At 65.6% G+C, this 14,404-nt stretch carries 11 protein-coding genes; 2 read left to right on the top strand and 9 right to left on the bottom strand.

Features of this window, described 5'->3' with window-relative positions:
• Nucleotides 1-48: 48 nt before the first annotated feature.
• The 9 genes from bamA to rpsB form a co-directional block, all read right to left on the bottom strand.
• Entirely contained in the window at nucleotides 49-2,292 is a 2,244-nt protein-coding gene (bamA, locus tag Q0319_RS03110) for an outer membrane protein assembly factor BamA (protein ID WP_296464369.1), read from the bottom strand.
• Nucleotides 2,293-2,463: 171 nt separating this feature from the next.
• Nucleotides 2,464-3,798, bottom strand: a complete 1,335-nt coding sequence (rseP, locus tag Q0319_RS03105; protein ID WP_296464308.1) for an RIP metalloprotease RseP — start codon at nucleotides 3,796-3,798, stop codon at nucleotides 2,464-2,466.
• A 178-nt stretch (nucleotides 3,799-3,976) separates the two neighbouring features.
• Nucleotides 3,977-5,182, bottom strand: a complete 1,206-nt coding sequence (gene ispC, locus Q0319_RS03100; protein ID WP_296464303.1) for a 1-deoxy-D-xylulose-5-phosphate reductoisomerase — start codon at nucleotides 5,180-5,182, stop codon at nucleotides 3,977-3,979.
• Nucleotides 5,179-6,030, bottom strand: a complete 852-nt coding sequence (locus Q0319_RS03095; RefSeq protein ID WP_299450813.1) for a phosphatidate cytidylyltransferase — start codon at nucleotides 6,028-6,030, stop codon at nucleotides 5,179-5,181. Before Q0319_RS03095 ends, ispC begins: the two co-directional genes overlap by 4 nt.
• A gap of 5 nt (nucleotides 6,031-6,035) precedes the next feature.
• The gene (gene uppS / locus Q0319_RS03090; protein WP_296463323.1) at nucleotides 6,036-6,830 is read right to left on the bottom strand and encodes a polyprenyl diphosphate synthase; all 795 of its coding nucleotides are present in this window, start codon (nucleotides 6,828-6,830) and stop codon (nucleotides 6,036-6,038) included.
• A 79-nt stretch (nucleotides 6,831-6,909) separates the two neighbouring features.
• Nucleotides 6,910-7,470: a ribosome recycling factor gene (frr, locus tag Q0319_RS03085; protein WP_296463320.1), complete on the bottom strand. Its 561-nt coding sequence runs from the start codon at nucleotides 7,468-7,470 to the stop codon at nucleotides 6,910-6,912.
• Nucleotides 7,471-7,496: 26 nt separating this feature from the next.
• Nucleotides 7,497-8,240, bottom strand: a complete 744-nt coding sequence (pyrH, locus tag Q0319_RS03080; protein ID WP_296463317.1) for a UMP kinase — start codon at nucleotides 8,238-8,240, stop codon at nucleotides 7,497-7,499.
• Nucleotides 8,241-8,563: 323 nt separating this feature from the next.
• Complete coding sequence (gene tsf / locus Q0319_RS03075) at nucleotides 8,564-9,445, bottom strand: translation elongation factor Ts (RefSeq protein ID WP_296463314.1); 882 nt, start codon at nucleotides 9,443-9,445, stop codon at nucleotides 8,564-8,566.
• A gap of 138 nt (nucleotides 9,446-9,583) precedes the next feature.
• Complete coding sequence (gene rpsB / locus Q0319_RS03070; RefSeq protein ID WP_296463312.1) at nucleotides 9,584-10,330, bottom strand: 30S ribosomal protein S2; 747 nt, start codon at nucleotides 10,328-10,330, stop codon at nucleotides 9,584-9,586.
• A 490-nt stretch (nucleotides 10,331-10,820) separates the two neighbouring features.
• On the opposite strand from rpsB, the gene map reads away from it, so the two are divergent.
• Together map and Q0319_RS03060 are read left to right on the top strand one after the other, a co-directional pair.
• Nucleotides 10,821-11,633 (top strand): type I methionyl aminopeptidase, encoded by an 813-nt coding sequence (map, locus tag Q0319_RS03065; protein ID WP_296463309.1) that lies wholly within the window; start codon nucleotides 10,821-10,823, stop codon nucleotides 11,631-11,633.
• Between the two features lie 23 nt (nucleotides 11,634-11,656).
• Nucleotides 11,657-14,254: a [protein-PII] uridylyltransferase gene (locus Q0319_RS03060; RefSeq protein ID WP_296463308.1), complete on the top strand. Its 2,598-nt coding sequence runs from the start codon at nucleotides 11,657-11,659 to the stop codon at nucleotides 14,252-14,254.
• Nucleotides 14,255-14,404 lie beyond the last annotated feature (150 nt).

The raw sequence follows: 14,404 nt of genomic DNA, 5'->3' as shown, positions 1-14,404 counted from the left end.
TTGTAGCAGAAAACGACCACGGGCGGCGCCGCGGCCGCCCGCCAGGCATCAGAATCCCGTCCCGATCTGGAACTGGAACATCTGCGTCCTGTCCTGTGGCTTGGCGTTGAGGGCCTTGCCGAAGGAGATCTTGAGCGGCCCGATCGGGGACTGCCAGCTCAGGCCGATGCCCGCGGAATAGCGCAGTTGGCCGAGGTTGATGCTTTCTTCGTCGGAATAGACGTTACCCGCGTCGGCGAACACGAACCAGCGCAAGGTGCGGTCCTGCTGGGTGCCGGGGAACGGCAGCAGCAGTTCCGCGTTCGCGATCACGCGCTTGGCGCCACCCAGGCTGTCGCCGTTCTTGCTGTCGCGCGGGCCGAGCGAGCCGCCGTCGAAGCCCCGCACCGACCCGATGCCACCGGCGTAGACGTTCTTGAGCAGCGGATACGGGCGCCCGCCGAAGCCCTTGCCGTAATCCACCTGGCCGTTGAGCGCCAGCGTCAGGCTGCGCGAGATGGGCCAGTAGTATTGGTGTTGGTAGCTCGCCTTGTAATAGCGCAGGTCGCCGAACAGCGACGTTTCGCCGGCCGCCCGCTGGTACGTGCCGCGCGTGGGCGCTAGGGCGCTGTCGCGCAGGTCGTTGCTCCAGCCCACCGAGAAGATGACGGCGTTGCTGCGTGCGCCGAAGGTGTTGACGTAATCGATGTAACGCTGCGGACTGCTTTCGTAGATGTCGATGTCGTTGGCTTCGAGCGCGGCGCCGAAGAACACGCGCTGGGTTTCCGTAAACGGCACCCCGAAGGTCAGGCTCGCACCCATGGTCTTGATGCGGTAGTCGCCCGTGTTGATCGAGAGCGGCCGCAGGGTCCGGTAATACACGCTCGTGGACCGGCTGATGCCGTCCTGCGTGAAGTACGGATTGGTTTGCGTCACCGCGATGGTACGGTAGGTTTTACCCGTATTGAGCTCCAGGCCCGCCGTGGTGCCACTGCCGAAGATGTTGTCCTGGTTGATGCCCGCGGACAACACGATCTTGTCGGTACTGCTGAACCCAGCGCCCAGGTTGATCATGCCGGTGGGCTTTTCCTGCACGTTGACGTTGACGTCGACTTGGTCGGGCGTGCCCGGCACCGGCGAGGTTTCGATCGCAATATCCTGGAAGTAGCCGAGGCGGTCGATCCGGTCGCGCGAAAGCTGGATCTTGCCGGCGTCGTACCACGCGGCCTCGAGCTGGCGCATTTCCCGCCGGATGACGACATCGCGGGTGCGCGTATTGCCGCCGATGTTGACGCGGCGCACATAAACGCGGCGGTTCGGGTCGACGAAGAAGGTGATGGATGCGGTTTTCTTCTCGCGGTCGACCTGCGGCGCGGCATTCACGTTGCTGAAGGCGTAGCCGAGCTTGCCGAGGTAATCGTTGATGGCCTTGCTCGACGCGTTCACCCTCTCGGCCGAGAACGTTTCGCCGGGCTTGACTACGATCAGCTTGTTCAGTTCTTCGTCGAGCCCCAGCAAGTCGCCGGCAAGCTTGACGTCGCCGACCGTGTATTTCTCGCCTTCGGTGATCGAGAGCGTGATGAAGATGTCCTTGCGGTCGGGCGAAATGGTGACCTGCGGCGCATCGACGTTGAACTCGAGGTAGCCGCGGTTCATGTAGTACGAGCGCAGGGTTTCGATGTCGCCTTGTAGCTTTTGCCGCGAATATTGGTCGGCCTTGGTGTACCACGTCAGCCAGCCCGGTGTCGTCAGCTGCATCTGGTCGAGCAGCTCGCTCTCGGGAATGGCCTTGGCACCGATGATCTTGATGCCGGCGATCTTGGCCACCTCGCCCTCGAAGATATCGAAGGTAATGCCCACGCGGTTGCGCTCGAGCGGCGTAACGGTCGACACGATTTCGACGGAGTACTTGCCGCGCGCCAAGTACTGGCGCTTGAGTTCCTGCTCGGCGCGTTCAAGCAAGGCGCGGTCGAAGATGCGGGCTTCCGCGAAGCCTACTTCGGCGAGCGACTTCAACACGTTGGCCGATTCGAACTCGCGCATGCCGTTGAATGAAATGGAAGCGATGGCCGGCCGTTCGTCGACGATGACCACCACCACGTCGTCCTCGACTTCGATCCGCACGTCGCGGAAAAAACCCGTGCCGTACAGGGCGCGCACCGCCTGGGTGGCCTGCTCTTCAGTGAAGCGCTCGCCCACTTTGACCGGCAGGTATCCGAACACCGTTCCGGCCTCGGTTCGCTGGATGCCTTCCACACGGATGTCGCGGACGATGAAAGGCTCGAAGGCGTGGGCCAGGGGGGTGACTGCCATGGCCAGCAAAATGGACAGCAGACGCGGCATGCGCCGGGTGCGATTGGTCATGCGTAATCCCGGAGTTTCTTTAATGGGGTGAAATGCGAAAGAGCGGCGTGCGGCGCGTCCCGGCCCCGCCAGCACCGGCTCGAGACGCAAGGACGGTGGGAAAGACGGCGCTCATTTATCTTAGGTCAGCAGTCGCGTAAAGTCGTTGAATAAGGCAACGGCCATCAGCACCATCAGGATGCCGAAACCGGCTCGCTGCCCCACTTCCATCCAGCGTTCCGGCGGCGGACTGCCCCGGATGATCTCGACGAGATAATACAGCAGGTGCCCACCGTCCAACATCGGAATGGGCAGGAGATTGAGCACGCCGAGGCTGACGCTGACCAGGGCGAGAAAGGCGATGTACGCCTCCAGGCCCATGCGGGCGGTCTGCCCGGCATAGTCGGCGATGGTGACCGGGCCGCTCAGGTTGCTCAGGGAAACGCTCCCCACCACCATCTTGCCGAGCATGCGCAGCGAGAACCACGATACGTCGGCCGTGCGCTCCACTCCCATCCAGAGGCTTGCCAAGGGCCCGTGGCGCACCGTGATGAGCTGCACGTCGCCTCCGATCTGGGCCCCGATGCGCCCGATCACCCTGCCGTCCGGCTGCCGCTCTTCCCGGGGAAGCACGTCGACGGACAGGCGCGTGTCGCCGCGCATGATCGCCAGCCTGAGGGGCTGGCCAGGATGCTCCTGGATCAACCCGATGAGCTCGGACGCCGACAGGTCGGCCTTGCCGCCGGCGCCGACGATGCGGTCTCCGGCCTGCAGCCCCGCCTGGGCCGCGGCGCTATCGGGCAGCACGCCGCGCACGACAGGCCGGGGGGCGGCCAGCGCGAATCCCTCCCTGCCCAGGAGGTCCCCCTCCATCTGGCCCAGCTCGGCGCCCGAGAAATCGACCGTGCGCAGGCGGCGCTCGCCCGACGCGGCCTGCACCTCGATGGCGGCCCGCCGCTTGTCCGTCAGGCTCTTGAGCAGCAGCCAGCGTGCGTCGCTCCAGGTCTTCACCTCGCTGCCATCGACGGCCAGGATCCGGTCGCCCGCCTCCACGCCGGCGACGGCCGCTGGCGAGCCCGCCGGCGGCGCGCCGAGCACGGGAGCGGGCTCCTTGACCCCCATCATGTTCAGCGCTGCATACAAGAGCGCCGCGAGCGCAAGGTTGAACACCGGGCCCGCCGCCACGATGGCGATGCGCTTGCCCACGGGCTGTGCGTTGAAGGAGCGGCTGCGCTCCTCGGGCGCGACCGTCCCTTCCCGTTCGTCCAGCATCTTCACGTAGCCGCCCAGCGGAATGGCGGACAACGCCCACTCGGTGCCATGGCGGTCGGTCCGCTTGCACAGCACCTTGCCGAAACCGACGGAAAACCGCAGGATACGCACGCCGCATGCGCGCGCGACCAGATAGTGGCCAAGCTCGTGGATGACGACCAGGATGCCCAATGCGACGGCGAAAGCCGCCAAGGTCAACAACATGCAAGCCTCCTTGCTTCGGCGTCGCGCCTCGCGCACCGAACCGACGATTTAACACCGAACCGCGCCTGGGTGGCCGGACGGAACGGGTGATTCCGGTAAGCGGACATGACAGGATTATGGGGTAAACGCCGCGCGACCCACTTGCGCGAGCGGCGAGCCCACCTAGAGCAACCCTCGCCTACGCGCCCGCAGCACGTCGCAGTGCTTCCCGGGCCCGCATCCGCGCTTCGCGGTCCAGGTCCAGCAGCCCTTCCAGGCTGTCCAACCGGCCGCCGGTTTGCTCCTGCGCCTGCAACACCGTATCGATGATAGCCGCGATGGCCGTATACGGCGCCGCCCCCTGGAGGAAGGCCTCCACCGCTACTTCGTTGGCGGCATTCAAGGCCACGCAGGCACCCTGCCCCGCGCGCAGCGCCTCGAACGCCAGCCGCAGGCAGGGAAAACGCGCGAAATCGGGCGCCTCGAAGTCCAGCCGGCCGAGCCGGGCGAGGTCGAGCGGCCCGACGCCGGCGGCGATGCGCTCGGGGAAAGCCAGCCCGTAGGCGATGGGCGTGCGCATGTCCGGCTGGCCGAGCTGCGCCAAGACCGACCCGTCGTCGTATTCCACCATGGAATGAACGACGCTCTGGGGATGGATCAACACGTCGATGCGATCAGGCGGCATGGAGAACAACCAATGCGCCTCGATGACTTCCAAGCCCTTGTTGAGCATGGTGGCCGAATCGACCGAGATCTTGCGGCCCATGGACCAGTTGGGGTGGGCGCAGGCCTGCTCCGGCGTCACGCTGGCCAGTTCTGCCAGCGGACGGGTCCTGAAGGGCCCGCCCGAGGCGGTCAGCAACAGCCTGCGCACGCCCGGCGCGGATTGCTGCGCCCCATTGGCCCGCGTGCCGTGTGGCAGGCATTGGAAAATGGCGTTGTGCTCGCTGTCGATCGGCAGGAGCTCGGCCCCGCTCTCCCGCACGGCGTCCATGAACAGCCTTCCGGCCACCACCAGCGCTTCCTTGTTGGCCAGGAGCACGCGCTTGCCCGCGCGTGCGGCCGCCAAGGCCGAAGGCAGTCCCGCGGCCCCCACGATGGCGGCCATGACCGTGTCGCTGGCCGGATCGGCAGCAGTCTCGACCAAGGCCTGGGCGCCGACCCGGATTTCCGGCATGGGCGCCCCACCCCGCCAGGCTTGCACGAAACGGTCGCGCGCCGCATCGTCGGACACCACGACCACTGCGGCGCGGCAGGCCGCCGCCTGCTCGGCGAGCCGGTCCATGCGGGTATGGGCGCTGAGCGCATGGACGCGGTAGCGCTGCGGATGGCGGGCGATGACGTCCAGCGTGCTCACGCCGATGGAGCCCGTGGCGCCGAGTATGGTGACGGTACGACGAGTCATGACAGCAATACAGCGAGCGGCAGCACCGGGATCAGGGCGTCGATCCGATCGAGCACCCCGCCGTGGCCGGGCAGCAGGCCGCTGGAATCTTTGACGCCGGCGCGGCGCTTGATCAGCGATTCGAACAAATCCCCGGCGATGGACAGCGCCGCCAGCACCACGGCCAGGGCGAAGGTCCCCCCCCACCCCCAGCGCGCCACCAGTGCCGCCCCGAAGGTGCCGGGAAAGACGGCGCAGGCCAACACGAACGCCACGGCGCACACGATTCCGCCGACCGCTCCCTCGCGGGTCTTGCCCGGGCTGATATGGGGCGCCAGCTTGTGCTTGCCGAGCGCTCGCCCGACGAAATAGGCAGCGATGTCGGCCACCCACACCAGCGCCATGAGGGTCAACAGGAACACGACGCCGCGCCCGAAAGCCGTGGCCAAGGCTGACCAGGCCGCCAGCAGGGCGAACGGCGCCAGCGCCGTGAGCCACGGGTTCCGGGGCTCGGCCTGCGCGCTGGCGCGAAACAGCATGGGCACCAGCACGAAAACCCAGACTAGGGAAACCGCGACCCAAAGCCCGATCCAGGCAGCCCCGCCGGCATCGGCGGTGAGATCGCCGCCACCGCCGAGCCCGCGCCAGGCAGCCAACGCCGTGCCGAGCGCTGCGCCGGCCAGGATCGCCGGCACGCAGGGGCCAGCGGCCTCCCCCCGGCGGGCAAGCGTGAGCCGCCACCATTCCCACAAGGCGCAGCCCACGAACAGCGCCATGAGCAGCTCGAAGGGCCGTGGGTCGGAAAGCGACAGCGCGCCAACCAGGATGAGCAGCAGGACGGCGGCGGTGGCGATGCGTTGTCCGAGCATGAAGGTCAGCCGTTGCCGTTCGGCGTGGACGTCGTCGCGGCGGCCTCGGGCGCACGCACCTGCGCGCTGGTGCGCCCGAAACGGCGTTCGCGGTTGCGATAGGACTTGCAGGCCAAATCGAGCTGTTCGGCGTCGAAGTCGGGCCAGTAGCAGTCGGTGAAATAGAGCTCCGTATACGCGAGCTGCCAGATCAGGAAGTTGGAGATCCGCTGCTCGCCGCCCGTGCGGATGAACAGGTCGGGTTCGGGCGCATAGGACATCGACAGATACGGCGTCAACGCCGCTTCGTCGATGCGCTCCGGGTGCTGCGCCAACTCGGGGCGTTCCGTGATCAGCCGGCGCATGGCTTGGAGGATATCCCAGCGGCCGCCGTAGTTGGCGGCGATGGTCAGCGTCAGGCGGTCGTTGTCGCGCGTGCGCGCCTCGGCATCGGCAATGAGCTCCTGCAGGCGCGGCTCGAACACGCTGGTGTCGCCCACGACCTTCAGCCGGATGCCGTTGCGCGCGAGGCGGGTCACCTCCCGCTCGAGCGCATGCACGAACAAGTGCATCAGCAGGGACACTTCGTCCGCCGGACGGCGCCAATTCTCGGAACTGAAGGCGAACAGCGTGAGGAACTCGACCCCCCGGACGGCGCAGGCTTCCACCACGGCGCGGACCGCATCGACGCCTTTCTTATGACCGGCCACGCGCGGGAGAAAGCGCTGGGTCGCCCAGCGCCCATTGCCGTCCATAATGATTGCCACGTGCCTGGGCACGGCGTCGGTATGAGGAACGCCGAGGGTGGAACTTAGGACCATATAAGCTCCGTAGGCCGCCTGCGGGCCCTCTGATCGGATAATGGAAAGCCCGGGGGGCGGCGGTTGAACATGGGCGGCATTAAACCGTCATGATCTCCGCTTCTTTCTGCGCCACCAGCTTATCAATTTCGGCCACGAAACGGTCGGTCAGCTTCTGGACGTCGTCTTGCGAACGGCGCTCTTCGTCTTCGGAGATGGCCTTTTCCTTGACCAGCCGCTTGAGCTGCTCATTGGCATCGCGCCGCAGGTTGCGCACCGCAACCTTGGCATCCTCGCCTTCGGCCTTGACCACCTTGGTCAGCTCGCGGCGGCGCTCTTCCGTAAGCGGCGGCATCGGCACGCGGATCAGCTCACCCATGGACTGCGGATTCAGGCCGAGGTCGGATTCGCGGATCGCTTTTTCGACCACCGCGGCCATCTTCTTTTCCCAGGGCTGGACGCTGAGGGTGCGGGCGTCCAGCACGCTCACGCTGGCGACTTGGCTCAGCGGCACCATGGAACCGTAATACTCGACCTGGATGTGGTCCAGGATGCCGGCATGGGCACGGCCCGTGCGGATCTTCGCCAGACTGGCCTTGAGAGTCTCGATGGACTTGCCCATCTTCGTCTCGGCGGTTTTCTTGACGTCGGAAGCGCTCATTGCGGTCTCCTAAATGCGAATATCGATCAAACGTGAACCAGCGTGCCCTCGTCGTCGCCGGAAACGACGCGCCGCAAGGCGCCGGGCTTGTTGATCGAAAATACCTTGATCGGCAGCTTCTGGTCTCGGCACAGGGCGAACGCCGTGGCGTCCATCACCTCCAGCCGGCGGACGATGGCTTCGTCGAAGCTGATGCGGCTGTAACGGGTGGCGGTGGGATCCTTCTTGGGATCCGCCGTGTAGATGCCGTCGACCTTGGTTGCCTTCAATACGATCTCGGCACCGATCTCGGCGCCGCGCAGGGCGGCCGCCGTATCGGTGGTGAAAAACGGATTCCCCGTGCCGGCCGCGAAGATGACGACCTTGCCCTCTTCGAGGTAACGCAGGGCCTTGGGGCGGATATAAGGCTCGACCACCTGCTCGATAGTGAGCGCAGACTGGACGCGTGCATCCACGCCGCGGCGCTTGAGCGCATCCTGTAGCGCCAGCGAATTCATGATGGTGGCCATCATGCCCATGTAATCTGCCGTGGCGCGGTCCATGCCTTGGGCGCCGGGCGCGACGCCGCGGAAAATATTGCCGCCGCCGATCACGATCGCCAGTTCCACGCCCAGGCCGGCCACTTCGGCGATTTCTTCCACCATGCGGCCGATGGTCGTGCGGTTGATACCAAACGCATCGTCGCCCATGAGGGCTTCGCCCGACAGCTTGAGCAGTACACGCCTGTACGCCCCCGTTCTTGCTTCAGATGCGTTTATTTCTACCGTCATACATGCTCCCGCGCAATCGGCCTATCAGGCATTCCAGCCCCTGCTCGCACATCGGCGAACGCCCCGGCAAGGGGCGGAGGAAGCCCGGGGCGCCCGGCATTCCTCTTGATGCGAAACCGTCCGCCTACCGCGACGGACGGGAACTGCCGCCAGCGGCCGCACGACGCCTCTGGGGCGCGCTGGATTGGAACCATCCCCGCGCCTCGAACTGCGACGCCCGAAACTCGCTGGCCCGGAACGGAACAGATGCCTTCCGCTCCCCAAGCCGGCCCCGGCCGGCAGGCGCTTGCGCCTATGCTAGCCGGGACGGACAGGCCAAGAAATCAGCCCTTGGCCGCAGCGGCCTGGGCCGCCACTTCGGCGGCGAAGTCGGTGACCTTCTTCTCGATGCCTTCGCCGACGACGTACAGCACGAACTGGTGAACCGTCGTGTTCTTGGCCTTGAGCACCTGCTGCACCGTTTGCTTGTCGTCTTTGACGAACGGCTGCGACAACAGCGTAACCTCTTTCAGGTACTTCTGGATCGAGCCTTCGACCATCTTGGCAACGATCTCGGCAGGCTTGCCGGACTCGGCCGCCTTCTGTTCGGCCACCGAGCGCTCGCGCTGGATGTCTTCCTGCGACACGCCCGAAGCGTCGAGCGCCTTGGGCTTGGTCGCCGCCACGTGCATGGCGATGTCCTTGCCCAGGACGTCGTCGCCGCTGTACTCGACCAGCACGCCGATGCGGCCGCCGTGCACGTACTGGGCCAGCTTGTTCTCGGTGACGATGCGCGTGAAGCGGCGGATGCTGATGTTCTCGCCGATCTTGCCCACCAGGCCGGTGCGCACGCTTTCCACCGTGCCGTCGCGGAACGGCAGTTCCGCCAGCGCGGCGACGTCGGCAGGCGCGGCCTTGGCGATCAGCTCGGCGACTTCGTTGGTGAAGCGCACGAAGTCGTCATTCTTGGCCACGAAGTCGGTTTCGCTGTTGACCTCGAGGGCAACGCCGGTCTTGGCGTCGTCGGTCACGTACAGCGCAACCAGCCCCTCGGCCGTGACGCGGGCGGCGGCTTTGCTGGCCTTGCTGCCCAGCTTGACGCGCAGGATTTCCTCGGCTTTCGCCATATCGCCGTCGGCCTCGGTCAGCGCCTTCTTGCACTCCATCATGGGGGCGTCGGTCTTCTCGCGCAGTTCCTTGACCATTGCTGCGGTAATTGCGGCCATGATTACTCCTGACTTTTTCCGCCGCCGGAGCGCGGCGAAAATTAATGGTTTGACTAAAAAGAAGGGGCGCTAGGCCCCTTCAGACAATCGGCAGAGGGGGGAAGAAGCCCACCCCCTAGGCGCTACGCGCAGGGAAGATCAAGACTCCTCGACTTCCACGAACTCGTCGTCGCCTTCGGACACCGCATCGACCACGCCTTGCAGGGCCTGCTCGCGACCTTCCAGCACAGCGTCGGCGACGCCGCGCGCGTACAGGGCGATCGCCTTGGACGAATCGTCGTTGCCGGGGATGACGTGGGCCACGCCATCGGGCGAGTGGTTGGTGTCGACCACGCCGACAACGGGAATGTTAAGCGCTTTGGCTTCGCTGACGGCAATTTTGTGATAGCCGACGTCGATGATGAAGATCGCGTCCGGCAGGCCGTTCATGTCCTTGATGCCGCCGATGGACTTGTTCAGCTTTTCGAGCTCACGCTGGAACATCAGCGCTTCTTTCTTGCTCATGCGCTCGAGGGCGCCTTCGGCCTGCATGGCCTCCATGTCCTTCAGGCGCTTGATGGAGGTCTTGACCGTCTTGAAGTTGGTCAACATGCCACCGAGCCAACGGCTGTCCACGTAAGGCATGCCGCAACGCTGGGCTTCCTCGGCGATGATTTCGCGAGCAGCGCGCTTGGTGCTGACGAACAGGATGGTGCCGTTGCGGGCAGCCAGCTGGCGCACGAACTTGAGCGCCTCCTGGTACATGACCAGCGTCTTCTCGAGGTTGATGATGTGGATTTTGTTCCGATGGCCGAAGATGTAGGGGGCCATCTTGGGGTTCCAGAAGCGGGTTTGGTGGCCGAAGTGGACACCGGCTTCCAGCATTTCGCGCATGCTAACGGACATATTGACTCCGAGGGTTAGGTCTTGCACCGCATCAGCACCCGGCGAACATTCCGCCCGGCACCCTGGACGACACGGCGCGCTGTTGATAAAACTTGCCTCAGCAGCCTGCTGGGTGACCTACGCGGCCAACCGGCCAACACCTCGGCCAACACCTCGGCCAACACCTATGAGGCGCCAAAGCAAGGCTTCCAAAATCAAAGAAAGCCTATAATTCTACTATTTTCCGACCCACCTGCTCAAGCCAGGGCACCACGCCCGCACCGCGGCCACCCGGCATACGCCACCCAACGGTTACAAATCGATGCAAAGATCGGCGCCGGGCCGGCGCCTTTCCCACGGTTTCTCACGATGCCGGCGCCGCGGCCAAGAGCGCTATGATGACACCACGGTGAATGAGCTTGGCCGCCGATTCGACCGTCGTCGACGGCTCGGGGCCGCCTCCCCGCCTCCCACCGGGAAGGTTGCCGCACCGCAACAAACCTGAGAGAGCATGAGTATCACCATCAAGACAGCCGAGGAAATCGAAAAAATGCGTGCGGCCTGCCAGGATGCCGCCAAAGTCCTCGATTTCATCGCTCCGTACGTCAAGCCCGGCGTCACCACCGGGGAACTGGACCGATTGTGCCTGGAATACATGACGGACGTGCTGCACGTCAAATCCGCCACCATCGGCTATGCCCCGCCGGGCTACCCGCCCTTCACCGGCGCGATCTGCACCTCGGTCAACCATCAAGTCTGCCACGGGATTCCCGGGAACAAGGTCCTCAAGAATGGGGACTCCCTCAACATCGACGTCACCATCATCAAAGACGGCTGGCACGGCGACACGAGCCGGATGTTCTTCGTAGGCGAGCCCTCCCTCCTCGCCCGCCGGCTATCCGAGGTCACGTATGAGTGCATGTGGCTGGGCATCGAGCAGGTCAAGCCCGGCGCCCACCTGGGAGACATCGGCCACGCCATCCAGAAGCACGCGGAGAAGCACGGTTACAGCGTGGTCCGGGAATTCTGCGGCCATGGCATAGGCAAGGTGTTCCATGAGGATCCGCAGGTCCTGCACTATGGCAAGCCCGGCACGGGCGTCGAGTTGCAAGCCGGCATGATCTTCACCATCGAACCCATGATCAACGCCGGCCGGCGGGAAATCCGCGAGCTGGCCGATGGCTGGACGATCGTGACGCGCGACCACAGCCTTTCGGCGCAATGGGAGCACACCGTGCTGGTGACGGACACCGGTTACGAGATCCTGACCGTCTCGCCCGGCATGCCGGCCCCGCCCGCCTTCGTCACCGCCCAAGCGGCCTGATACGCCCACTTCCGCCAGCGACCATGTCTACCGCCCAGCTGACTTCGCCCGCCATGGACGGGCTCCAGGACCTGCGCAACGCCATGCGCGCGGCGCGCGAACGCGCCATCGCCAACTATCGCGCCAACCTGCGCCCGGACGCCCTGCTAACGGAATTGCGGCGGATCGTCGACCGCACCCTGGTGGCCCTGCTCGAGCGTCATCCCCTGCCCGAGGGTGCCGCGCTGGCGGCCGTGGGCGGCTACGGCCGCGGGGAGCTCTACCCCCATTCCGATGTTGACGTGCTGATCCTGCTGCGCCAGGCGCCGACGGAGGAAGACGAGGCACGCATCGGCGCGTTGATCACCGCGCTGTGGGACATCGGGCTGGAACCCGGGCACAGCGCGCGCACCGTCGATGAGTGCATGGCGGAAGCGGACAAGGACATCACCGTGGAAACGGCGCTCTTGGAAGCCCGCTTCTTGGCGGGTAGCCGGGCCCTGATGCGGCAGTTCGAAGCGGCCATGCGCAAGCGGCTGGACAAATGCGCCTTCTTCCATGACAAGCAGCTGGAGATGCAGCAGCGGCATACCAAGTACCACGATACGCCGTATGCCCTCGAGCCCAACTGCAAGGAATCGCCCGGCGGGCTGCGCGACTTGCAGGTCATCCTGTGGATGGCCCGCGCCGCCGGCTTCGGCAAGACCTGGAACCAGGTCGCGCGCGCCGGGCTGCTTACCGCTGACGAGGCGCGCCACCTGCGCCGTGCCGAACAAGCCTTCAAGCGCCTGCGGATCGAGCTGCACCTACTCACCGGCCGGCGAGAAGACCGGCTGGTATTCGACGTCCAGCCTGCGATGGCCAAGGTGTATGGCATCCCCGAGGGCGGCACCCGCCGGCCCAGCGAAGTCCTGATGCAGCGCTATTACTGGGCCGCCAAGCTGGTCACGCAGCTCAACACCATCCTTGTCCAGAACCTCGAGGAGCGCCTGTTCCCGCGCGAGGGCGAGGAGGCCCAGCCCATCGACGAGGACTTCCGCATCGTGCGCGAGCGGCTAGACATGTACCGCGACGACGCCTTCGAACGCAATCCCACGCTGCTGCTGCGCGCCTTCCTGGTCATGCAGCAGCATGCGGAGCTCAAGGGGATGTCGGCGAGGATGCTGCGCGCCATCTGGCACGCCCGGCGGCGCATCGACGCCCAGTTCCGCCGCAACCCGGTCAACCGGCACTTGTTCCTGTCCATCCTGCAGCAACCGCGGGGCATCGTGCACGAACTGCGGCGCATGAACGACCTCAGCATCCTGCCTCGCTACCTGCTTCCCTTCCGCCGCATCGTCGGGCAGATGCAGCACGACCTCTTCCACGCCTACACCGTGGACCAGCACATCCTGATGGTGGTGCGCAACCTGCGCCGCTTCACGATGCCGGAACACGCGCACGAATACCCCTTCTGCAGCCAGCTCATCGCCAACTTCGACCGCCATTGGATCCTGTATGCGGCCGCCCTCTTCCACGACATCGCCAAGGGGCGCGGGGGCGACCACTCCGAACTGGGCGCGGTCGAAGCGCGGAAGTTCGCGCGCGAGCACGGCCTGGAGAAATCCGATGCGGAATTGCTGGAGTTCCTGGTCCGCCATCACCTGACGCTTTCCTCGGTGGCCCAGAAGAAAGACCTCAGCGACCCGCGCGTCATCCAAGACTTCGCCCAGCTCGTGGGAGACACGCGCCGCCTCACGGCGCTCTACCTGCTCACCGTGGCGGACATCCGCGGCACCAGCCCCAAGGTCTGGAATGCCTGGAAAGGCAAGCTGCTCGAAGACCTGTACTTGAAAACCCGGCAGGCGCTCGGCGGCGAGGTGCCGGACCCGGGTGCGGTGCTGGAGAAGCGCAAGGAAGAGGCGCTGGGGGCGCTGCGGCTCGCCGGCCTCACGGAAGATGCGCACCAAGCCCTCTGGAAGCAGCTGGACGTGGCCTATTTCCTGCGCCACGAAGCCCAGGACATCGCCTGGCAGACCCGCCACCTGTACAACAAGGTCAACAGCGAAACGCCTGTCGTGCGGGCGCGCGTGGCAACCATAGGCGAAGGCCTGCAGGTCATGGTCTACGTCAAAGACCAGCCCGATCTTTTCGCGCGCATGTGCGGCTACTTCGACGAACGCCGGCTCAGCATCCAGGACGCCCGGATTTATACGACCCGCCACGGCTGGGCCTTGGACAGCTTCATCCTGCTGGCCCCGGGCACGCCCAGCGAGCAGCGCGCGCTGCTTAGCTTGGTCGAACACGAACTGGCCGAAAGGCTGGCCGCGCCGGCGGGCGGCCCGACTTCGGCCACCCAGGCCGTTCCGCTCGGGCCCCGGCAGTCGCGCCAGTCGCGGATGTTCCCCATTACGCCGACCATCGAGCTACAGCCTGACGAGCGCGGCCAGTCGTGGATATTGAGCGTCACCGCCTCGGACCGCACCGGCCTGCTGCACGCCATCGCCCGGACCTTCGCCAAGCACGGCATCAACCTGAGGACGGCGAAGGTGATGACCCTGGGCGAGCGCGTCGAAGACACCTTCTTGATCGACGGATCCGCCCTAGACAACTCGCGCAGCCAGATCCAGTTCGAACAGGACCTGCTCGAGGCGCTGAAGTAGCCAATCGTATGCCGCCGCACACAGGCCACACAGGCTTAACGAATTGAAAATGCGGCTTGCGCGATGCGCTGCTCGATAGCAACAATAGGCTTGCATTGCCCGGCGCGGTGGCCCCGAGGGGCCGCCGCGGCACTTCGCCCGCGCTCCGGC

It is taken from the genome of uncultured Pigmentiphaga sp. (genome assembly GCF_937950555.1).
GTDB lineage: Bacteria > Pseudomonadota > Gammaproteobacteria > Burkholderiales > Burkholderiaceae_B > Pigmentiphaga.
The sequence above is the reverse complement of the archived record's forward strand: the minus strand, read 5'-3'. Positions and strand labels throughout refer to the sequence as shown.

Bases quoted from the DNA above. Each gene is read 5' to 3' on its own strand.
- bamA (WP_296464369.1), bottom strand. From the start codon at position 2,292: ATGGCAGTCACCCCCCTGGCCCACGCCTTCGAGCCTTTCATCGTCCGC.
- rseP (WP_296464308.1), bottom strand. From the start codon at position 3,798: ATGTTGTTGACCTTGGCGGCTTTCGCCGTCGCATTGGGCATCCTGGTC.
- ispC (WP_296464303.1), bottom strand. From the start codon at position 5,182: ATGACTCGTCGTACCGTCACCATACTCGGCGCCACGGGCTCCATCGGC.
- Q0319_RS03095 (WP_299450813.1), bottom strand. From the start codon at position 6,030: ATGCTCGGACAACGCATCGCCACCGCCGCCGTCCTGCTGCTCATCCTG.
- uppS (WP_296463323.1), bottom strand. From the start codon at position 6,830: ATGGTCCTAAGTTCCACCCTCGGCGTTCCTCATACCGACGCCGTGCCC.
- frr (WP_296463320.1), bottom strand. From the start codon at position 7,470: ATGAGCGCTTCCGACGTCAAGAAAACCGCCGAGACGAAGATGGGCAAG.
- pyrH (WP_296463317.1), bottom strand. From the start codon at position 8,240: ATGACGGTAGAAATAAACGCATCTGAAGCAAGAACGGGGGCGTACAGG.
- tsf (WP_296463314.1), bottom strand. From the start codon at position 9,445: ATGGCCGCAATTACCGCAGCAATGGTCAAGGAACTGCGCGAGAAGACC.
- rpsB (WP_296463312.1), bottom strand. From the start codon at position 10,330: ATGTCCGTTAGCATGCGCGAAATGCTGGAAGCCGGTGTCCACTTCGGC.
- map (WP_296463309.1), top strand. From the start codon at position 10,821: ATGAGTATCACCATCAAGACAGCCGAGGAAATCGAAAAAATGCGTGCG.
- Q0319_RS03060 (WP_296463308.1), top strand. From the start codon at position 11,657: ATGTCTACCGCCCAGCTGACTTCGCCCGCCATGGACGGGCTCCAGGAC.